This window comes from Clostridium hydrogeniformans DSM 21757 (genome assembly GCF_000686705.1).
Taxonomy (GTDB): Bacteria; Bacillota; Clostridia; order Clostridiales; family Clostridiaceae; genus Clostridium_Z; species Clostridium_Z hydrogeniformans.
Map to the genome: position 1 here is coordinate 102,806 of NZ_JMLJ01000003.1, position 22,806 is coordinate 125,611.

20 protein-coding genes and 1 pseudogene are annotated in these 22,806 nt (G+C 29.0%); 3 read left to right on the forward strand and 18 right to left on the reverse strand.

All coding sequences use genetic code 11. From position 1 onward, the window contains the following. The first annotated feature begins 93 nt into the window (after positions 1-93). On the forward strand, positions 94-501 hold the full coding sequence (locus tag BR69_RS0100440) for a DUF2871 domain-containing protein (RefSeq protein WP_027631407.1): 408 nt from the start codon (positions 94-96) through the stop codon (positions 499-501). Positions 502-793: 292 nt separating this feature from the next. On the opposite strand, the gene BR69_RS0100445 is transcribed toward BR69_RS0100440, so the two are convergent. The 11 genes and pseudogenes from BR69_RS0100445 to BR69_RS21335 form a co-directional block, all read right to left on the reverse strand. Continuing rightward, the gene (locus tag BR69_RS0100445) at positions 794-1,960 is read right to left on the reverse strand and encodes an iron-containing alcohol dehydrogenase (RefSeq protein WP_027631408.1); all 1,167 of its coding nucleotides are present in this window, start codon (positions 1,958-1,960) and stop codon (positions 794-796) included. A 349-nt stretch (positions 1,961-2,309) separates the two neighbouring features. Then, positions 2,310-4,202: a sigma-54-dependent Fis family transcriptional regulator gene (locus BR69_RS0100450; protein WP_027631409.1), complete on the reverse strand. Its 1,893-nt coding sequence runs from the start codon at positions 4,200-4,202 to the stop codon at positions 2,310-2,312. Positions 4,203-4,369: 167 nt separating this feature from the next. Next, the gene (gene fsa, locus BR69_RS0100455) at positions 4,370-5,014 is read right to left on the reverse strand and encodes a fructose-6-phosphate aldolase (RefSeq protein ID WP_027631410.1); all 645 of its coding nucleotides are present in this window, start codon (positions 5,012-5,014) and stop codon (positions 4,370-4,372) included. A 49-nt stretch (positions 5,015-5,063) separates the two neighbouring features. Then, a complete protein-coding gene (locus BR69_RS0100460) occupies positions 5,064-6,323 on the reverse strand; it encodes a PTS ascorbate transporter subunit IIC (protein ID WP_027631411.1) in 1,260 nt (419 codons plus the stop codon). A gap of 23 nt (positions 6,324-6,346) precedes the next feature. Next, positions 6,347-6,634, reverse strand: coding sequence for a PTS sugar transporter subunit IIB (locus tag BR69_RS0100465; RefSeq protein ID WP_027631412.1), 288 nt, complete (start codon positions 6,632-6,634; stop codon positions 6,347-6,349). A 54-nt stretch (positions 6,635-6,688) separates the two neighbouring features. Beyond that, positions 6,689-7,138 carry a PTS sugar transporter subunit IIA gene (locus tag BR69_RS0100470; protein ID WP_027631413.1) on the reverse strand — a complete coding sequence of 150 codons (450 nt, stop codon included), beginning with the start codon at positions 7,136-7,138 and terminating at the stop codon, positions 6,689-6,691. Between the two features lie 347 nt (positions 7,139-7,485). Next, complete coding sequence (locus tag BR69_RS0100480; protein ID WP_027631415.1) at positions 7,486-8,415, reverse strand: transketolase family protein; 930 nt, start codon at positions 8,413-8,415, stop codon at positions 7,486-7,488. Between the two features lie 13 nt (positions 8,416-8,428). Continuing rightward, the gene (locus BR69_RS0100485) at positions 8,429-9,247 is read right to left on the reverse strand and encodes a transketolase (RefSeq protein ID WP_027631416.1); all 819 of its coding nucleotides are present in this window, start codon (positions 9,245-9,247) and stop codon (positions 8,429-8,431) included. An 18-nt stretch (positions 9,248-9,265) separates the two neighbouring features. Next, positions 9,266-11,401 carry a BglG family transcription antiterminator gene (locus BR69_RS0100490; RefSeq protein ID WP_027631417.1) on the reverse strand — a complete coding sequence of 712 codons (2,136 nt, stop codon included), beginning with the start codon at positions 11,399-11,401 and terminating at the stop codon, positions 9,266-9,268. Positions 11,402-11,682: 281 nt separating this feature from the next. Further along, a complete protein-coding gene (locus BR69_RS19585; RefSeq protein WP_034848990.1) occupies positions 11,683-15,009 on the reverse strand; it encodes a collagenase in 3,327 nt (1,108 codons plus the stop codon). A 472-nt stretch (positions 15,010-15,481) separates the two neighbouring features. After that, positions 15,482-15,607: pseudogene (locus tag BR69_RS21335) on the reverse strand (6,7-dimethyl-8-ribityllumazine synthase); the annotation flags it as partial. Between the two features lie 137 nt (positions 15,608-15,744). On the opposite strand from BR69_RS21335, the gene BR69_RS0100505 reads away from it, so the two are divergent. Continuing rightward, on the forward strand, positions 15,745-15,927 hold the full coding sequence (locus tag BR69_RS0100505) for a hypothetical protein (protein WP_027631418.1): 183 nt from the start codon (positions 15,745-15,747) through the stop codon (positions 15,925-15,927). A gap of 160 nt (positions 15,928-16,087) precedes the next feature. Here BR69_RS0100505 and BR69_RS0100510 read toward each other — a convergent pair whose 3' ends face one another. The 3 genes from BR69_RS0100510 to BR69_RS0100520 form a co-directional block, all read right to left on the reverse strand. Further along, positions 16,088-16,360: a hypothetical protein gene (locus tag BR69_RS0100510; RefSeq protein ID WP_051623423.1), complete on the reverse strand. Its 273-nt coding sequence runs from the start codon at positions 16,358-16,360 to the stop codon at positions 16,088-16,090. Continuing rightward, positions 16,350-17,447, reverse strand: a complete 1,098-nt coding sequence (locus BR69_RS0100515; protein ID WP_034848993.1) for a DUF3810 domain-containing protein — start codon at positions 17,445-17,447, stop codon at positions 16,350-16,352. The genes BR69_RS0100510 and BR69_RS0100515 overlap by 11 nt, the downstream gene beginning before the upstream one ends. Positions 17,448-17,650: 203 nt before the next feature. Then, positions 17,651-18,658: a helix-turn-helix domain-containing protein gene (locus BR69_RS0100520; RefSeq protein ID WP_027631421.1), complete on the reverse strand. Its 1,008-nt coding sequence runs from the start codon at positions 18,656-18,658 to the stop codon at positions 17,651-17,653. A gap of 255 nt (positions 18,659-18,913) precedes the next feature. Between BR69_RS0100520 and mraY the strand changes: the two genes are divergently transcribed. Then, positions 18,914-19,885 carry a phospho-N-acetylmuramoyl-pentapeptide-transferase gene (gene mraY, locus BR69_RS0100525; protein WP_027631422.1) on the forward strand — a complete coding sequence of 324 codons (972 nt, stop codon included), beginning with the start codon at positions 18,914-18,916 and terminating at the stop codon, positions 19,883-19,885. Positions 19,886-19,995: 110 nt separating this feature from the next. On the opposite strand, the gene BR69_RS0100530 is transcribed toward mraY, so the two are convergent. From BR69_RS0100530 to BR69_RS0100545, 4 genes are all read right to left on the reverse strand, one after another. Then, on the reverse strand, positions 19,996-20,559 hold the full coding sequence (locus BR69_RS0100530; protein ID WP_027631423.1) for a TVP38/TMEM64 family protein: 564 nt from the start codon (positions 20,557-20,559) through the stop codon (positions 19,996-19,998). A gap of 233 nt (positions 20,560-20,792) precedes the next feature. Continuing rightward, positions 20,793-21,479 carry an antiholin-like protein LrgB gene (gene lrgB, locus BR69_RS0100535; protein WP_027631424.1) on the reverse strand — a complete coding sequence of 229 codons (687 nt, stop codon included), beginning with the start codon at positions 21,477-21,479 and terminating at the stop codon, positions 20,793-20,795. Between the two features lies 1 nt (position 21,480). Continuing rightward, positions 21,481-21,948 (reverse strand): antiholin-like murein hydrolase modulator LrgA, encoded by a 468-nt coding sequence (gene lrgA / locus BR69_RS0100540; protein ID WP_027631425.1) that lies wholly within the window; start codon positions 21,946-21,948, stop codon positions 21,481-21,483. Between the two features lie 131 nt (positions 21,949-22,079). Further along, positions 22,080-22,802, reverse strand: coding sequence for a LytR/AlgR family response regulator transcription factor (locus BR69_RS0100545; RefSeq protein ID WP_027631426.1), 723 nt, complete (start codon positions 22,800-22,802; stop codon positions 22,080-22,082). Positions 22,803-22,806: the final 4 nt, after the last annotated feature.

Below are 22,806 nucleotides of genomic sequence, written 5' to 3' on the forward strand. Positions count from 1 at the left end.
GTAATGAATTTATCATTGTAACTATATACTACTTAATATATAATTAATTAACAGATATTATTAGATTGTAATAATTATTATAGGAGGATTTATATGAAAAAACTTTTTAATGCCTGTTTTTTTTATTTGGTTCTAGGAATGGCTTCTGGAGTATTTGCTAGAGAGTTCATGAAATTTAATGAGTTCACTGGAAGTACAAATCTTACTACAGTCCATCCTCACCTTTTTACCTTAGGATTTATATTTTTCCTTATACTTACCTTAGGAAGTTCTAGTTTAGACTTAACTAAAAATAAAAACTTTAATAAGTGGTTTATTTTATATAATATATCACTACTTTGGACTTGCGCTTCTTTGACTATGCGTGGAATATTACAAGTTAACGGCTCTGATTTTAAAGGGTTAAGCCATATCTCAGGAACTGGACATGCTTTACTTGGAATAAGTCTTATATGGTTTATGATAATCCTAAAGTCAACCTTAACTGCTAAAGAAAAATAGACTAATTAAGATGTATATAAGTTCTAATATTAAAACTACATTAGATTCAGTTGAAACTTATTGAGTCATCAATCAGTGAAATGTAAATTATTTAATATATACTAAACTTAATAATATAAGGTACATGGATATTTAATACCTATATCCATGTACCTTATTTTTATAATAATTCTTTAGTTTAAATTGTAATTTTATTGAATATAATTTTTATAAGATTATTTTTATATTTTTCTACTAAAAATCATATAATACTACTTTTTTTATTTAATATATAGATTTTTATTTTTCATTACTAAAAATCTACTTTTTCCCCATAATAAGCACATGTAAACACCTTTTCCATAGCACTATCATCTATAGCTCTTGGGTTAGATCCAGTACAAGGGTCTAATACTGCATTATGTGCTATAAACTTAAGATTGTTTTTAAAGTCATCCTGTGTAACACCATATTCTTTCATTGTATGTGGTATATTTAATTTTTTATTCATCTCATTTATAGTTTCAATTAGAGAATCTGTAAGGTCTTTATCATTTTCTCCCTTTAAACCTAAAGCTCTAGCTATATCTCCATATCTATCTTCGCATTCTTTTCTATTATAATCTATTACATAAGGTAAGAATATAGCATTAGCACAGCCATGAGGAATATGGAATACTGCCCCAACTTTATGAGCCATAGAGTGAACTATACCAAGTAAGGCATTAGAAAAAGCCATGCCTGCAAGACATTGAGCTTCATGCATTAAGTTTCTTGCTTTTACATCTCCTTTAAATGAATCTATTAAATTTTCCTTAACCATTACTATAGCTCTTAATGCTAATGGATTTGAAAAATTTGAGTTTAATGAAGCTGTGTATGCTTCAATAGCATGAGTTAAAGCATCCATTCCTGTATGAGCTACTAAGGTTTCTGGCATAGTTTGTGCAAGGTCCGGATCAACTATTGCAATATCTGGAGTTATGTTAAAATCAGCTAATGGATATTTTATTTTAGCCTTATAATCAGTTATTACGGAGAAGGCTGTAACTTCTGTAGCAGTACCACTAGTTGATGGTATAGCTATAAACTTTGCCTTTTGTCTAAGCTCTGGTAATCCAAAAGGTACTACTGCCTCTTCAAAGGTAAACTCAGGATATTCATAAAAAATCCACATAGCCTTAGCTGCATCTATTGGAGATCCTCCTCCCATTGCAACTATCCAGTCTGGCTGGAACTTTCTCATCTCTTCTGCACCCTTCATAACAGTTTCTACTGATGGATCTGGTTCCACTCCTTCAAATAGCAATGTTTCAATTCCTGCTTCCTCTAAATATTTTTGTACCCTATCTAGAAAACCAAATCTTTTCATTGAGCCTCCACCTACAACTATAATGGCTCTCTTTCCTTTAATGGTTTTTAGAACCTCTAAAGAACCCTCTCCATGATAAATATCTCTTGGTAATGTAAAACGTGCCATAAATTTATTCCCCCTAAATTATATTAATTTACTTTTTCTAGTGGTAGGTATCTTAAGAAACACATATTGTTTATAAATTATCAATCATACTTATGTTATATAAGCAAATACTAATATATACTCTTATAATTTTCTCCTCTTAATTAATCCCCTAAATTAATTAAAGAGCATATATCCTACCTATATACATAATTCAGCAATTCTAGTGCCAATTATATATTTTTTTAATAAATTTATCTCCATGGCTATTTATATGTGAAAAAAATAACTTTATTCCAAAATATAGTGTCCTATAACTGAACTTCAAGCTAATTATTTTTGCTCAATTATAGGACATTGTTCATTTTCTTCACAGTTCTATATTGAACTTTTTAATTTTACTATATAAGGTATTTCGACTTATTCCTAATTTTTTTGAAGTCTTAGTTATATTCCCCTTATACACTCTAAGAGTCTTTATTATCGCAAGCTTTTCCATATCATTAAGAGATCCTATATAGCTTTCTAAATTGAGTTCTTGAATTTCTTCTTCATTTTTAATAGTTTTTACCTCTTCTTCAAACAAATCAAAAGATATATTCCCTTTAAGATTAACTAAATTTTCAATAGAATTTTCTAACTGTCTTATGTTTCCTGGCCATCTATAATTTATAAGTTTATCTAATAACTCTTTCTCTATGCTTGGTATAGATTTATTTAACTTAAATGCCTTTATTCTTAGAAAATAATTTATAAGAATAATAGGATCTCCCTTTCTCTCCCTAAGTGGTGGTAACCTTATTGGGATTACACTTATCCTATAATATAAATCTTCTCTAAACTTACCTATTTTTATTTCTTCTTTTAGATTTCTATTGGTTGCAGCTATTACTCTAATATCCAAGGGTATTTCCCTATTACCTCCAAGCCTTGTAACCCTACTCTCTTGAAGGACTCTAAGAAGTTTCACTTGCATATCCAGCGGCATATCCCCTATTTCATCTAAAAATAATGTACCACCATTAGCTGACTCAAATTTTCCTTTTTTTCCTCCTCTAAGTCCTCCTGTAAATGTCCCTTCCTCATAACCAAATAATTCACTTTCTATTATGCTCTCTGGTATAGCACCACAGTTTATTGCTATAAACTTATTATTTTTTCTATGACTATAATTGTGCATAGCTTGAGCTAAAACTTCTTTTCCTGTACCACTTTCCCCCTCTATAAGTACAGTTGATGGGCTGTTAGATATTATTCTGCAATTAGTTATAACATTTTCTATGGCAGCGCTATTTCCTATTATATCTTCAAAATTGTAAAAGGCTCCAGTTGTATTTTTTAAATTATTATTTTCTTCTTTTTTATCAGAAAGAATTAAAACCATCCCAATAACTTTATCTTTAATTCTTACAGGCTTAAATTTTAGTAATGTTTTATATTTACTATTATGTTCAAATTTAATCTCCTTATTATAACTCTTATTTCCCTCTTTAAAGTATTCATATATACTTTTCCAATTAGGTACTAAGTATTCTATATTCTTATCAACAATTTCATCCTTATCCTTATTAAATCTTTTAAGACCTAATTTATTTATATTTCTTACCTTTCCTTTAATATCTACAATTATTATTCCTTTATCTAGATTATCTATAATGCTCTCCATATAGCTATAGGTTTCATTTAGTATTATATTTGTTTGCTGTTTATATAATTCATTTTCAATTGCCCTCACTCCAAAAATAATAAGCCCTAGAGTATGAGGATGCTTATTTTTATATTTTCCTGTTAAATTTAAGCTTCCTATTACCTCTCCCCTAGTATTATGTATAGGCGCAGCAGAACAGGTAAAATCCTGAAACATATTTATATAATGCTCCTTAGCTGTTATTTGAACCGCCTTATCCTCCTTTATAGCAGTGCCCATAGCATTAGTACCTATATTTTTTTCATTCATATAAGCTCCCACTACAAAATTTATCTTTTGAAAGTCCTTAGTTATAGTATCATGTCCTTTAATATATAAGATACACCCTTCCTTATCTGTCAATACTATTATAAAATCATCATCATTTAGAGCAGAATGTACCATATCTATATAATACTTTGATATTTCTATAAGTTTTTTATTGTGATGTAAAATTTCATTAACTTCTTCTCCATAAATTATCTTTTTAGAACAACTAATATTTCTTAAAACCCCATACCCCTCAGATCTTTCATGGGATTTTTTTATTAATATCTCTCTATTTTCCCCAACCATATAATAACCACCTTACTTAAAAATATAAGTCTTTAAACTTAATAGTACTATATAATTTTCTACAATTTAAATTAACTATCCTCTTTATCCATATATATTTCATAATATAAAAAACAAGGAACAGTTAATTATAAACCATTCCTTGCCCATAGATTTCTTATACTAAACTATTTTATAGCACCTTCCCAATCTTTTAAGAACTTTTCTATTCCTATATCCGTTAAAGGATGCTTAGTCATCTCTCTTATTACCTTATATGGAACTGTAGCTATATGTGCTCCTATTCTAGCTGCTCTAGTTACATGAATAGGATTTCTTATACTAGCTGCTATTATCTCTGTTTCTATACCATGTACATCAAAAATATCTACTATCTCTTCTATTAAGTTCATTCCATCCATTCCAATATCATCAAGTCTTCCAAGGAATGGACTTACAAAAGTAGCCCCTGCTCTTGCTGCAAGTAATGCTTGAGCTGCTGAGAATATTAGTGTTACATTAGTCTTTATTCCTTTAGATGATAATATCTTTGTAGTCTTTAATCCTTCTTCTGTCATTGGAAGCTTTATAACTATGTTTTCATGTATTTTCACAAGTTCTAAGGCTTCCTCTACCATTTCTTCTGATTTAAGACTTATAACCTCTGCACTTATTGGTCCATCTACTATGGATGTTATTTCTTTTATAACTTCCTTAAAATCTCTTCCTGACTTTGCTATTAATGAAGGATTTGTAGTTACTCCACAAATAACTCCCATATGATTTGCATTTATAATTTCCTCTGTTATAGCTGTATCTATAAATAATTTCATAAAATCACCTTCCTAAGATTATGTCTTTTAACTCTTTTAATCTTCTAAACTAGCTTATTAATGCTAATAATTTTCCAAGTATTATTCCTATAACTCCAAAGTCTGCATCACTAAAGGTAGATCCTGCATAACCTAAGTTTCCTAAAGTAGGTAAAAGTAATACTGGTAAGAAAGTTATTAATAATCCTTGAGCAAATGCTCCTATTATAGCTCCCCTTCTTCCTCCAGTAGCATTACCGAATACTCCAGCGGTAGCTCCACAGAAGAAATGAGGTACTACTCCTGGTAATATTACTGTAGCATCTAATGCTATTAAGATAAACATTCCAACTATTCCACCAACAAAACTTGATAAGAATCCTATAAGTACTGCATTTGGTGCATAAGGGAATACAACTGGGCAATCTAAAGCTGGTTTTCCATTTGGTACAAGCTTCATAGCTATTCCTCTGAAAGCTGGTACTATTTCTGCTAATATTAATCTAACACCTGCAAGGATTACATAAACTCCTCCAGCAAAGGTTATAGCTTGTACTAGGGAGAATACTATAAAGTTTTGTCCCCCACTTAGCTTAGATTCAACAAAAGTTGGACCTGCTGCTAAAGCTACTATTATATAAAGAATTGACATAGTTAAACTTATTGCTACAGATGTATCTCTTAAGAATGTTAATCCTTGAGGGAAATTTATTTCTTCAGTAGACTTTGATCCTTTTCCAACTAACTTACCAACTCCAGCAGATAATATATATCCAAAAGTTCCAAAGTGTGCAAAGGCTACATCATCTACTCCTGTTATTTTTTTCATTGTAGGTTGAGCAAGAGCTGGCATTATAGCCATTATAAGTCCTAATACTATAGATCCTATGATAACAAGTGGTAATCCTTTAACTCCTCCTGCAATTAATATAGCTGCTACCATACAAGCCATATATAATGTATGGTGTCCTGTTAAGAATATATATTTTAATTTTGTAAATCTTGCTATTAATATATTAGCTATCATACCAAAAGCCATTATAAGTGCGGTCTGTGTTCCATATTCTTTTAAAGCTAAAGCAACTATAGCTTCATTGTTTGGCACAACTCCTTGTATTCCAAATCCTTGTTCAAACATAGTTCCAAAGTGTCCAAGAGCTCCAACTACTATGGATGCTCCCCCACCTAATATTAGGAATCCCATTATAGTTTTAATGGTTCCTGTTATTGTTTCTGAGGCTGACTTCTTTTGAAGTACAAGCCCAATTAATGCTACTAATCCAACTAAAACAGCTGGTACGCTAAGTATATCTAATAAGAACTTTAACATGCTCTATCTTCCTTCCTATAAATTTATTTTATTTTTCCCATGTTAGTTAGAGTTTCTTGAAGCTTTGTTTTAAGCTCATTTATATCTATCATATTGTTTAAAGAAATAACTTCTCCACCAAGTCCTGTTAATTGTACTGCTATATCTCTAGTCCCTACATATATATCTGAAGGCATTCCCTTTGCTGATGATAAATCTGAATGGTTAACTTCTACTCCTGTAACATTTAACTCATTTAATACCTTCTTTATATTCATCTCAATCATAAAACTACTTCCAAGTCCACTTCCACAACATACTAATATTTTCATAATATATTCCTCCTTAAATTTCTTTCTATTTTTATTTTTTACTTATATTTAAAATTACTTACTATATTTGCTTATTATTTCTAAAACTTCTTCTTTGTTATTTGCTTTAATAACCCTATTTAAATCTTCATTATTCATAAAAAGCTCCATAAGATTTGCTAAAGCTCCCATATGCCCCGTACTATCAGTAGCAGCTAAAGTAATCACTAAGCTCACTGGATCATTAAGCTCACTTCCAAATTCTATAGGATTCTCTAATGTTACTAAACTCATAGAAGTTTCTAAAACACCATCCTCTGGCCTTGCATGGGATAAAACTATTCCTGGAGCTATTACCATATAAGGACCTAGTTCTTTAAAGTTTCTAAATATAGCATCCTCATAATCCTTTTTCACTCTTCCTTCATTAATTAAAATATTTACTCCTAAAGTTATAGCCTCCCTCCAATCTTCACATCTTTCTTTTACCTTTATAACCTCTGAAGTTATTAACTTATCTAACATCTTAAGTCCTCTCTCTTTGTTTTGGTTTTATTTATTATTTGTTTTTCTCTATGATATTATTATATAAAATTATTTTTTCTCTTTGAATATGTTTTCACTCCCTTCTACTTCTAAGTGAATTTGAAAAATTGAACTTTTTAAATATGATATTAAATAAGGAAAAATGGGTTTGCATTAGCATTAAGCTTCTACAAACCCATATATCCATAAGAATTAATTGGCTTTTTCAATCTAGATCCCTTAGATTTATAAGATTATATCCTTGTATTATAGCTCTTAATGAAAGTGGGTTTGCATCAGCATTAAGCTTCTACAAACCCACTTATTAATAGTCTATACTATTACCTTTATTTTTTCATTTTTATTACTTCTTTAGATTTTTCTACTATAGTTTCATATGTCATATTAAACTTATCCATTAGGAAATCTAGCTTTCCTACCTCTCCAAAGTGATCTCTTATTCCTACTGCCTTAACAGGTGTAGGAAGCTCATCACAAAGTACCTCTGAAACAGCACTATATAATCCACCTATAATATTATGATTTTCACAAGTTACCACAGCTCCTGTTTTCTTAGCTGACTTTATTATAGATTCCCTATCTATCGGCTTTATTGTGTGGATATTTATAACTTCTGCCTCTATCCCTTCTTCTTTAAGCTTCTCTGAGGCTTTTAAAGCTTCTGATACCATAAGTCCTGTAGCAAATATTGTTACATCCTTCCCTTCTTTTAAGGTATCAGCCTTATATAAATTAAACTTATAATCATCCTCAAATACCTTAGGTGCATCCTTTCTTACCATTCTAAGATAAACTACACCCTCATGATTAGCTAAAGTCTTAATAGCTTGTTCTAACTGTACTTCATCTACTACTTCAACTATAGTTACATCAGGAATACTTCTTAGAACTCCTATGTCCTCAGTACTCATATGAGTTCCTCCATTAAGTTGAGAGGAAACCCCTGCATCTGTTCCTATTATCTTTACATTTTGTTTTGCATAAGACATAGATATAGCTATTTGGTCACATATTCTTCTTGTAGCAAAGGCAGTAAAGGTACATATAAAAGGCTTCATACCATAGGCACTCATTCCTGCTGCCATACTAGCCATATTTTGCTCACTTATTCCCACGTCTAAAGCCCTATCTTTAAATTTATCTCTAAGAGCTAAGGTACCATTAGCACTTGCTAAGTCTGCATCCATAACTATAACTCTTTCATCTTCCTTAAGTAAATTTTCTAATTCTTTACATAAAACCTGTCTCATTTCCATAACTAAACACCTCCTACTTTAGTTCTTCAAGAGCTTTTTCGATTTGTTCCTTTGTAAGACTCATACTATGATTCTTAAATCCCATTTCTTCTATAAAGGATACACCTTTACCCTTTATGGTATGAAGCACTATCATAGTAGGCTTATGCTGCATTTTTGCAGCTTCTATAGCACTATCTATTTCCTCTAAGGAGTGTCCATTTACATTTATAACATTCCATCCAAAGGATTCCCATTTTTTATCCATAGGTGACATTTCTATTATTTCAGTTAAAGGTCCATCTAATTGCAGCTTATTAAAATCTACAAAAGCAATTAAATTATTAAGTTTAAAGCTTGATGCAGCAAGGGCTGATTCCCAAACCTGACCTTCTTGACATTCTCCATCCCCTACCATTGCATATATATAAGCTCCATCTTTTCTTATGTTAGAAGCCATAGCCATACCAACAGCACAAGATATCCCCTGACCTAAAGATCCTGTAGTCATATCTATTCCATTTGTTTTATTCATATCACAATGACTTGGAAGTTTAGTATTAGGCTGATTTAAGGTATATAGATCTTCTTCTTTTATATATCCTTTTTCAGCAAGGACTGCATAAAGTCCTGGCCCACCATGTCCTTTAGATAATACAAATCTGTCTCTTCCCTCCATTTTAGGATTCTTAACATCTATGTTCATAACTTTATTATATAAAAGTACTAAAGCTTCCACCTCTGAAAGACTTCCTCCCACGTGCCCTGTTCCTAAATGACCTATTTCCTTAATTATTAATCTACGCACTCTGCGGCACTTTTCTTCTAGTAAACTCAATTCTTCTTTTTTCATTTAGTTCCCTCCTTAAATCTACTTAGAGTATTTATTTATAAGCTCGATAATCTCTTCCTTAGATGAAGAATTCATAACAGTATGCACATCCTCCTTATTGGTTATAAGTTCCATAAGGTTTGATAAAGCATTTAAATGTCTTTCATCATCATCTGTAGCAAAGGTTATTATAAGTTTAACTGGATCATTAAGCTCATTATTAAACTTAACTGGATACTTTAAATTTAAAAGACTCATAGATGTTCCCTCTATTCCCTTATCTAACTTTCCATGAGCTAAACATATAGAAGGTGCTATTACCATATAAGGACCTATATTCTCTAAGTTTTTTATTATTTCCTTAGTGTAATCCTCTCCTATAGATCCTTTTTCTATTAAAGGTTCACATCCTAAATGTATAGCTTCCCTCCAGTCCTTACAATTTGCCTTAAGTCTTATAGTATCCGATTTTATAAAATCTTTTAGTACATATGTTTTTTCTTCTATTTTTGTGTATTCTTCTCTTCTTTTAAGTTCATACATAAGTTCATATTGTAGCTGCTCTCTATCTCTTATATCACAATATTTATCAACTATATTCATAATTCTTTTTACAACGTATGTCTCTTCTGAATTAACTTTGGATTTATGGTTAACAGCTAAATACTTCTCTAAACTTTTATAATCCTTCTCTAATAAAAGAGGGCTTATTTTTATATATTCATCTTCTCTAAGATCTGGTATATCAACAGTAGTTATTATATAATCATAAGAACTTTTATCTAAACTTAATATATTTCTGCTGGCTGTAGTTGAAACTATATCAACCTTAAACTTTTCACATATATATGAAGATATTATCTTAGCTGTTCCTATTCCTGTTCCACACACTAATACAATCCTTGCTTTTTTATTATGTTTTTGGTTGTAATTTCTCAAAGCTGCTGCGTAGTGAATTACGATATATGATATTTCGTGATCATCTATAGTACTACCCACATAATCCTCTAAATGCTTAGCTACCATCTTTACCTTAGAAAATAAATCCCTATAGTTAAGCTTTATCTCATCAAATAATGGATTTATAAGATTAGCTCCATACTTTATCCTATATAAACTTGGCCTTAAATGGAGAAGGAGATCATCTAAGAGTTTTTCTTTATCTTCACCAAAGTCTAAAGTATAAATCTCCTCAATTTCCTCTGTCATTGCTTTTACTACTCCATATAGATCGTTAAGTTTATATTGATCATCTTTGTAAATTTCATTATCTCTTAAAACTTTTGCTCCAAGAAGATGTATAACTATATAGCTTCTTTCAACCTCTGGAACCTTTATACCATAATGTTTTTCTATTCTTTTAATTAAATTTCCTGAAACCTCATATTCCTTTGTATTTTTTACTACCTCATTGTTGATATCTGGTAGATGTATTTCTTTATCTAATTGAATTCTTTTTATCATTATGGCAAGATGTGTTATAAGACCTCCATACGCTTCATCACTAAATTCCCTATTAAGCTCCACTTCTGCATGTCTTATTATATTATCTATAAAGTCTATATCTATATCTGAAAATAATATATCAAACTGAAGATTATTTATTTTGGATTGAATCATTCTTCTTGATATATAATTTACTAAAGCTTCTGAGGAAACTGTCTCTGAAGTTATTTCAATTAAAGCCTTCCTCTTTTTTATTTCCTCTCCTTCTATTAAAACTCCAACTTTGGGCTTTCTAGAAAGTTCTAAATCCTTACTTTCTAGCCATATCTCTACTTCATCTAGTTCTTTTAAAACAGTATTTTTAGAAATACATAGTTTACTTTCAAATTCTCCTATTGTTATAGGCTTGCTACTTTGAAGAAGTTTTACAATTATAAACTTAATTCTTTCATCCTTTGAATAAACATATTTATAAGGGGTATAGTCTCCTACAAATTTATTGATAAAGTCCACTACTTTCTTATTGTTAGGTAATTTTACCCCTTTACTGTGCTGCTTATCTAGGTATCCTAAGCCATTCTTCACTAAAAACTCTTCTATTTTATCCACCTTATATCTTATAGCTCTATCTGTAACCTTGTATTTCTCTGCAAGTTCTTGAATCCTTACATAATCATTTTTTTCTTTCATATATTTTAAAATATCAATACAATCTTTATTTAGCTCCATAGTATACCATCCTCTTTATGTTTATTATATTTCATTTGTTTTTTCCTAAAAAAGACCTAAAAGGTCCTTTATATTTCCGAATGATTATGAAAAAGTCAACTAAATACTTTTTATAACTTAACCAAAGGTCTACTTATGTATTCATCCCTATAAGTTACTTATATTTTCCTACTTCCCATTAAATAAGCCTATATCTTTAATTACTATGTAATCTAAGATATAGGCTATGTGTTTTATATTAATAATTTTTTTCTATACTTTTAAGAATACCTTTTCTTTTATTACTTTAGATTTAAAGTATAGCTACCTGCTGTATTAGTATCATGCTTATATACATGAATATAATATTTTCCTGGTTTTCCCTTATAGGTATTCTTTAAAGTATTTCCATTAATATTAGCATAGGCAACGTAATTCTTTAAATCACTTTCATGATAAAGAAGCCAATTTACCTTAATATTATCTTGTTTTTCTAATAGTATTTCCACATCGGAAACACCGTCTGATGTAAAGCTATATATATCTTCGTAGTCATTATCATCAATATATGCATTTACTGTATTACCTTTTTTTATAGCCATAGCCTTGTCAAAGCTATTGTTACCTTCAACCTCTTTTATAACTCCATCCTCTAGGCTTCCTTTCAGACCTCCAGTTATAGTTAAAGTGTAATCACCTAACTTATTACTATCATAATTATATACATTTAAATAGTATCTTCCTGGAGCTAATTTCACCCTATTGATTAGTGAAGTTCCATCTTTTAAAGCATATGCTATATATTTATTAAGATCTCCTTCTTTATAAAGAGTCCAGTTAATGCCTAATCCATTAGGATTTTTGACATCTATGGTTACTTCTCCATCCTTTTCTACATCAAAGTAGAACTTATCTGATGAATCTCCCTTAGTAAAGCTAGCTGAAATAGTTTGTCCTGATACTACATCACCATTAGCCTGCTTAAATTCATTATTAGGTTCAGTCTCAATGGTTCTACCTGATGAATTTCCTTTTACTATTTTCACTTCAAAGACTTTTTCGCTTTGTCCACCTTTATCGTCTGTAACCTTTAAAGTAACCTTATATACTCCCTCTTTTTCATAGTTATGGGTTCCTTTAACTTCTTTACTTGTTGTTCCATCTCCAAAATCCCATAGGTACTCTTTTATTGTTCCATCTTCATCACGAGATTTTTCCCCATTAAACTTTATTGATTCGTTAGTTACTCCTGTAGCATCTACTTCTCCATCTGCTATCGGTAACTTATTTTCCACATTAACCTTAGTATCTGTAGATAAACCATGGAAATTAACTTTAAACTCATAGTTTCCATCACTATTTACCTTATAGTCAGTAAAATATGCTGTTAAAGTCTTATATCCACTCCATGAACTATTTTCTAATTTCTTTAAAACTTCATCAAGGTTTTTATTCATGGTCTTCCAGTCAGCATCTTCATTTGTTGCCTTTCCACCTACAAATGTACCTTGAATATTAAAGGTGTTAAAATACATTGATTTATTTATCTCTGTTGTAATGTTATTTAAATCTAAAACTGAATCTATTTCATTAACTATTTCATTATTACTTTTCTCTGGATGTGATTTTGTATAATCATCTGATACTAGAGGCACTGTTAAGTTATCATAATTTGCTAAAAGATCATCTATATATTTTTGATATTCTTTATTTAAGTTACTATCTTCACTTAATTCTTTTATATATTTTTTATAATCCTCAGCATTATTTTTCTTAATATAGCTTGTCATCCTTTGTAGCATCTCTACGTTTTTATTATACATATAGTTTGAGAATGCAAATCCATAGTGGTAGAAGTCCCATGTTCCATATCTAGAATATAAGAGTTGTTTTAGGGATAATCTACTTGCCTCATCTTGATCTAAATAACTAGCTACTGATTGTCTCGGAAGTATTCCTCCTGTACGGGTTGCTCCTGCAAAGAACTCTGCTGTTCCTTCTTCATACCAAGTAAGAGCGCCATCTTTATAGAACTCTCCTTCATTCCACATTCCTGGAACCACATATCTTGCCTGTAGATAATGAGTGTACTCATGTCTAAATAACTCTTCCAAAGTGTATCTACTTTCTTCAGGTGTTCTTTCATAAGTAAAGAAAGTTCCTATTCCTTCTATATACATTCCTCCATTATCAGTTTCATATCCATAGAGCTTAAGATTCATCTCATATTCTTCTGGTGAGTTATAAATTACAACCTTAAGTATATCATCTGGATTACCAGCCTCTAGTGGCTTATCATTTCCAACCACTCTATGGTATTGAGCTTTAACTTCATTAGCTGCCCAGTAAAGCCTTTTTATCTTTTCTTCTGAAACCTTATCTCCAGCCCTTACTACAAAGGTTCCATTATCAAATGTATAATTTTTAGAAAGATACTTTTCTTTTCCTAATTCTTTTAGAGCTTCTAAGTCTATAGCAACTCCATTAGAGTTTTTACCATCAAAGTTTTCATCTAACCTTTCTGCAGCAGTGTAATATAAAGAAGATAAATAAGGATATATCATCATAGCATCAGTTAATGCCTTTTGAGATATTCTAGGATCATTTCTAAGATTACCCATTCTTCCTGTAAAATATATTCCATTCTCAGCAAACCACTTATTGTCACTTGTTAACCTATTCCCTAGAAGAGCTACTCTTTCTAAAGCTCCTATATATCCATCTATTTTTCCATAGAAAATGGTATCCTTAGGTGCCGTTCCATAAAGATCTACATTTACTATTTGGTAGTCTATCCCCTTCATTAATGCGTATATTGCTCTTCCCTTGCTGTTCTCTTTAGAATAAGCTGCTAAATTACTATCATATTGATCAAATATTTTAATCACACCATTAACTGTTTCTGGGTTACATATGGTATTACCTATAAAGCTACCAAGATTTTCTACAACCTTATCTTGAGTCTTTGTTCCTAAACCAAAATTTGGATTATTTTCTATAGCCTTAATAGCAGGTATACATCTATTTTGAAACTCTCTTGTATTTAAATACTTAAGCTGCTGATTATAATATCCAAGATAAAAAGCAGATCTTAAGAATTCAACTACAGTTTCTATTCCTTGATCATCTTCCTTTGTATAAGTTTGTCCTATGTTAGTAAGAGCATCTATTAGGGCCTGTACACGATTCTCATTTTTATAGAACTCATAGCTATCATTATTAAACTGGAATAATTCAGGAACGTCCCCATATTTTATAGACTTAATTGTTTTTATTAAATCACTATAACTTAGAGCATTTAACTCCTTAAAGGTATATTTCCTTGTTTCACTATAGCTAACGCTTTCTGCTCTTTCTATTCTTTCAGTATCTGAAATTTTCTCCTTACCTAAAACCTTTTCATCATCTAGAACTTTTTTACCACCAGGTTCTCTATCCTTCTTATTTACCTCTTTACCTAGAACCTTTACCCCATCTTTACTTATCTTCTCTTTACTTACTTCTTTAGCAAAAACACTTACCGTACTATTAGCAATTAACACCGCTGCTATGGTCATCATACTTAAGGACTTAGCAAAACCTTTTCTGCTACATGATGATTTAGTCATTTTTTTATAATTTTTACTCATTTTTTCTCCCCCTTTTTATTAATTAAAAGTTGTTAATTAAAAATTATTAAGCAAAAATTATTTTTTCATTTTTCACTTCCTTTCTTTGTATATTCCATATTATAAATAATTATATAAGATATGGAATATAAATCAACATTTTTCGTTCGACTTTAATAATAATTTTATTTTCATTAAACTTATCGTTCAGAGATTCATTTTATTGATAGTATATTTAATTAAAATATTTTTTAAATTCTATTTAACTTAAAAATAAATATATTTTTTAAAGTTAAATATCTTTATAACCCTTTATATTCAATGGCTATAGTCTCTCTTTTCATATATGCAAAAAAATAAATCCATAACTAAAGCATATACATCTTAGCTATGGATTTGTTTTTATTGATATACAATATATTAAAAATTTCATTTTTTCAACTATTATGTCAATTTTTCTTTGTACTACTTTACCTTATTACAGTGAAGAAACTTATATACTTTTTATTAAGTTAGCCCTTTCTATGGCAGTAGTTGCAGCTTCCAAGCCCTTATTTCCTCTCTTAGTTCCTGCTCTTTCTATAGCTTGTTCAATATTTTCTGTTGTAAGAACTCCAAACTTTAACTCATCATTAATAAGTTTTCCATCATATATTCTCATAACTACTCCCTCCTTTTCTATCACATATTTATATAATCTTAATATCATATATTATAAACCATATTATAAATTATAATTACAAGGAGAGATTAGCTATGGATGAATCTAAACTTTATGATAAATACGAAGAATTTGAAAAATATGAAGCTCCATCTTCAAGGCCTTGTAATAAACATGATAATCATTATAAAAAAGATGAATGCGGGGAAATAAAAATCTATACTCATGCAGTTCATATTCATGTTAATTGTAAGCACTCCAAATATTGTAGAGATTAATAATAGTTATATATATTTTTTTAGGATGTAAAATTTATTTATTAAAATGGATTTTACATCCTTTTATTTTATAAATATAGAAACAGGTAAATTATAAAATTTACCTGCTTAAAGCTTAATTCTTTTTTACCTTCTACTATTATTTAATTCACTATATTCATTAATTTAACTCATCCAAAATTTCATCAAACTTTCTTATATCAGTCCAATCATAATAATTAATATTTTCCTTACTATGATATATTTGAAAATCCTCTAATGTTATTTCATACTCCTTTTCAAAATCAATTTGAAGAAACATATTAGAATTCTCTCCTATATACATATTAGTCACTTCTCCGTATTGAATATCCTCACTGTCATAGTAAAAATATACTCCACTACTAGTTAAAATATTATAAACTTCTATTAGCTGCTTTTTCTTATCCTCCATAATAGTCTCCTTTTAATTTTTTCTTATATTCTGCCATAAGAAGATCCACCATTCTTCCATAGCTTTCTACACCGTCACCTTGTCCATTAGATTTTAAGTAATTACTATTGACCTTACTGGCATATTCTTCTACACTTCCTTCATATTTACTCCAAAATTCACTTTGATAGTTTAAATCTCTTCTTACCTTCCGAGAATATTTACTTTTTATATTTTTATAAGCTTCCATGTCCTTGTCTCCTAAGGCATTTACAGAATGTATTAATCCTAACATTATTCCCGAATATTGAAACTCTTTTCTTGGATGATTTACTCCTCCAACATAAGCAATATAATTAGCTTCATCTTCCCTTGCAAACCCTCTTTGGTGAGCCATCTCATGTAAAACTGTAGATGGTAACATCATATCTGTTATGTTTACATTTACGTTGGCCTCTCCTGTATAAGGCATATATATTCCTGTTATACCTGTATAAGTCATAGGCTTTGATAATATAATTCCTTTAGCTAATCCATACTCCCCATCTAATTCTTTTATATTTTCACTAAGATTTTCATAGGATATTTTTCCCTCTTTAAAAACCTCTTTACTGCTTAACTGGAGTTTCATAACTCCATTAGAATCCTCATCTAATTCTTCCCTAAGGGCATTAGCTCTCTCTACTAGGCTTAAGCATAAATTATATAAATCTTCTTTAGATGATTTTTCTACAGGTAAATTAATTATATTACTTAATGGAAGTCTGTAATAATTAAATCCCCACATAACCATAAATAAAAAATACAAAAGAGATAAATAAGAAGTTATATTAAGTATGCTATTAGGTAATTCTTTTTTATTAAAATTTCTAAGTAATTTTATAATAAGAATAATTAAAGTTATAGATAAAATCCCAACTAAAAACTCAGCTAAAGAAAAAGGAAAAACTCCTGTAACTTTACTTAATATTTTTATTAAAAACTTATTTATCCCTTTAGAATAGTAATTTTCTATTACATAAGGATAATTTTTTAGAATGGTTTTTAAAATTAAAATTCCTGGAGTTAAAAAACTTATTATTATTTTTATTTTAAAAGACTTTTTCATTTTTCCTCCTAAAATTTATACATATACTTTACACTTCTTCTAAATCATACTATTAACTTTAAAAGTAATATTTTAAAGTACTATAGGGTTATTTACACCCCTACCTAATATCATATAAATTACCGGTATCTTTCAATGAATAAGTTAAGTATTTATATTAAAACCCTATAAGGTTATTTATTTTAAATTAATAAAATCTCATATTACTTAAACTTTACCTTGTCCTTAAATTCATTTTTTATAAACTTATATATCATTCTATTATCTTCTACATTGGCCTTTATGCTATTTATAAAAACTACATCTTTAATATTTTCACTACTTAAAATATGGCTTTGCACTATTATAAACTCCTCTTTAGTTAATAATTCTTGTATAAACTTAATTTCCTTGTATCCTAGACATATCTTGTCCTCATCTGATATTCTCCTATGTTCTATTAATGTATTTAATTCATTTATTCTATGTTTTTCTATATTTATATGTTTTATAAATATTTCTCTTAAAAATTTCTTTTTTATTTTTATTTCTAAACCTAAAGAAAGAAATTCTTTTAAGGTGTTAAAATATTTATCTATAGGAATTCTAACTCTACTTAAGATAATCTTTTGAGAACTAGGAACTCTATTATCTTCAGGAGAAGATATATTAATAATTCCAACTCCAGAAATATATTTTTCTTTTATAGTTTTACTAGGACTTTTCATTGTAATACTTACTTTTTCTTTATTATCTTTAAGATTTAAAAATAATAACTCATTAGAAAATGTGAAATGTCCTATAAATCTTTTATTGGTATTTAATATTTCAAAATCTGTTTCTCCCTTATAATTTATGTTAATTACCCCTTCTTGAATAAGACCTTCTTTTAATGAATTAGAATCTACTACAAAAAAGTAAGTATAATATTTTCCCACAAATTTATTATATACTCCCTCTATTTGTTGCTTTTTAACTCCTTCTCTCTTATTCTCTCTAAGGTTTATAGTAAAAAAATCATTTATAGAAATATTATTTTCCTTGCATATCTTATATATAAATGCTATTGATGGTTTAGTATTTCCTTTTATATAGGTATTTAAAGTATTTACCCTTATATCTAGCTTACTAGCTGCTAAGGTTTGACTCCCTCTATAATTATTTTCAACTATCCATATTGTGTTGTTTTTTATATTTCTTATAATATCTTCTTCAAAGCTGTAATAACTCACCTTTTCCCCTCCTTAGAAACCCTATCTTATATATCATATTTTTTCAATAAGTTGAAAAATCTTAACTACTATTTTACTAAATATTTTCTATTTAACAAAGTGATATTTTTTCTTATACCTTGTATTCCTTATTTACCAAGGTTTTACCTATTCCTACCCTAAAATCTATTTCAGGAATTTGAAATAACCTTTACTTAATATTTATATAACTTACAATAAAAAATGTATTTATCAATATTTTAGGAGGTGGTTTTAATGAACCATATTATTCTCTTTACTCTTATAAGCTTTTTTATTTCTATGGTCTCTTACTCTCTAATTCTTCCTATATTTAAACTATTAAAATTTAGTCAGCCTATAAATGAAGAAGCTCCTAAGAACCACAAGAAAAAGACTGGGGTTCTTACCATGGGGGGAATTATTTTTATTCTTTCTTCTGTTTTACTATCAATGATTTTTTTAGGATACAAAAATGTTGAAGTATTAATTTGCATCTTATCTCTTTTACTATTTGGCGCCGTAGGATTTATAGATGATGTATTAAAAATATGTGGTAGACATAATAAGGGACTCTCTCCCTTTCAAAAACTTGTACTATTAATAATAGTATCTGGTTTCTTATCTTTTTTTACTTATTTTAATCCCTCTATTAGTAAAGAAATATTTATTCCTTTTATCCCTAGATTCCTTAATCTTGGAATATATTATATTCCTTTTACCCTATTCTTCTATTTATCCACAACTAATGCAGTAAACTTAACTGATGGCGTTGATGGACTTGTCACTACATTAATCTTAATTATATTAACATTCTTCACAGTGATAAGCATAATTACAAATCATTATAATTTAGCCCTATTTTCCTCTATTCTTTGTGGATCACTATTAGGATTTTTAAAATTTAATTCTTATCCCGCTAAAATAATTATGGGAGATACTGGCTCACTAGCCCTTGGAGGTATTATTTCTTCAATAGCACTAATACTAAATTTACAAATAACAATATTAATTGTAGGTCTTATATTTGTAATTGAAGTTTTATCTGTAATAATACAAGTTATATTTTTTAAGATAACAGGTAGAAAACTCTTTCCTATGACACCTATTCATCATTCTTTTGAACTTAAAGGATGGCATGAAAGTAAAATCCTTTCCCTATTTTCAATAATTACCCTTATTCTTTGCTTAATATGTACCCTTATTATCAATAAATATATGCTTATATAAATAAAAGTAAAATAGGTGTCTAAAACATTTATATAAAAATAGAGTAAGGTATTTAAACTACACCTTACTCTATTTTTATGACTAATACTTATTAAAGTATATATAAACTTTTAATCCTTTGACTCCTCTTTACTTTTAATTGTAAACCCTATAAGAACTAAAGCCAATAATGTTATAATAAGCCTTGGCAGATTACTATTTATATTTATAACATCATAACTTATTAATACTTCCAAGGCAATGGAAGGTGCCTTTCCAGCAAAAGTAGCCATAAGAAATATACTAAGGTTAATATTACTAACTGATGAAGCTAAGGTTACAACTCCAGATGGAACAAAAGGTATAAGTCTTCCTTCTAAAACTAACATACCGGCCTTATTTCCCTTAGACTCTAATATCTTATCTACAACCCTATATTTTCCTTTTATTGTATGGACCTTATTTTTAAAGGTCTTTCTATAAATATAAAAGGACACTCCTGCCCCTATAACTTCCCCCATTAAAGATATAATAAATCCATAATAAACTCCAAAAAACATTATATTAGCTCCAGTTATAAAAACTGAAGGAAGTACTCCTAATACCGCTATTAAAGTACTTATTCCTATACTTAAAGGAATTGCTATATAACTAAAATCATTTAAAATTTGTAAAATTCCCTCTGTACTAAACATTTTATCTCCTTATAAAGTTTTTTCTTAATTATATAAAAATAAAGGATATATTTCTAGTAAATATTCTTTTCAAAATTAATTTATAATATAAAAAAGGATGAAAAACTACCATTTAAGCTTTTCATCCATTTTTTATAACCTTGTATAATTTTTTATATTTTATAAATTTCATTTAAATTCTACTACTTACTTAATTAATATTAGACTTTAAAGCCATAATTCAAAATTCTTTACTAATATAATCCCATAATTTGAGCAAATATAGGTACTACTATTACTGTAATAATTCCAACTACAACTACTGCTATACTTCCCATAGCTGCCTCAACTTCTCCAAGTTCCATACCTCTTGCAACTCCTAGTGCATGTCCAGCTGTTCCTAAAGAAAGTCCCTTTGATATAGGATTCTTTATTCTAAATAATTTCAAGATGTTAGTTCCTACAGCATATACAATAACTGCATTAAATATAACCGCAAAGGATGTTATATAAGGTATTCCTCCCATGCCTTGTGATAAAGGTAATGCTATAGATGTAGTAGCCGCTTCTGGAAGCATTGACTTCATAACAGCTAAATCTAAGCTTAATACTTTTCCTAATATATAAACTATTAATACTGAGAATACTGAACCTACTGTAATAGCTGATAGTATTTGCCACCAATATTTTTTAAGCTTATCTACTTGTTTATATAAAGGTATGGCAAAGGCAATTGTTGCCGGTTCTAAAAAGAAGTTTATTATTTTTCCTCCGCTACTATACTCTTCATAAGAGAAATTGCCTAGTTTTAAAAATAGTATTCCAAGTATCATAGATACAAATAAAGGTGTAAAGAGGAAGAACCCCTTAGTCTTACTAAACAAAACCTTACCAATGCCATAGGCTACTAAAGAAACTACTATTCCGAAATATGGAGTCATACTAAACAACCTCCTTTAACTTATCTAATGAAGTTTTATTATCTATTCCTTTATTGTTTCTATCTTTTAAATCTATCTTATTATCCTTAGCATTAAGTTCTTTTGATGTATCCTTTCCTAATATAAGGTCTGAGAATAATCCTGTAATACCAAGTAATATAACAGTTGCAATAAATATTGTTAAACAAATTTGTATTCCGTACTTCTCCATAACTGGAAGAGAATTTATAACTGATATTCCTGATGGAACAAAGAAAAATTCAATTTTAGATGTTAATGATCCTCCAAGACCTTCTACCATTTCCAGCTTTACAACCTTTGTGCAAAGTAGTAAAAATAGTATCACCATTCCTATAACTGATGCTGGCATAGGTACCGGCAAAACCTTTACAATAACATTAGATAAAAGCATTATAGTTGAAAAAATTAGAGCCTGCATTATAAATCCGTAAACTTTCTTTTCTTTCATTTAACTCACTCCCTAGTTTTATTCTTAAGATTTTTACTATGATTTCTTTTTTATGTCTTAATTATAAACCTAGGGTTATGAGTTTTTAGTGTTTCTTGAATGAAATGCATAAAAACCTACATAAAATACATTTATATATTCATTATTTGTTTAAACTCTTTTATATTGCTTCTACTTACTGGTATTTCAGCCTCTACATGCTGTAATCTTAAGTTATATGTATTGTTAAACCAAGGAATTATCTCCCTAATCTTTGTTATGCTAACCACATAAGATCTATGACATTTGAAAAACTTCTCCTTTGGAAGGCTATTATAGAACTCTGATATACTCATATTTACAGAATACTCTTCATCTTTAGTATAAACATAAGTTACCCTTTCCTTTGCCTCGCAATAGTAGATTTCATCTATATCCACAACTATTATCTTTTCATTTTTCCAAAGACTTATTCTACTACGTACTGATGTTTTATGCTCTTCATCATTTCTATCCTTATAACTAAGTTCCAACTTTTTTAACATAGATTTTATTCTCTCTTCAGAATAAGGCTTTAAGATATAATCAAAAGCCTCTACCTCAAAAGCTTCTACTGCATGTTCTTTATAAGCTGTTATAAAAACTATATATGGTTTTTTAGAAAATTTACTTATATTTTTTGCAAGTAAAACTCCATCAAGAGATGCTATGTTAATATCTAAAAATATTACATCCACCTGATTTTCTTGAATAAATTTAAGTACATCTATTCCATCCTCAAACTCATCTACAATTTCAATATTGCTATAATTTTTTATAAAATATTTAAGTTCTTCTCTAGCTAAAAATTCATCCTCCACTATTATAGCCTTCATAAAA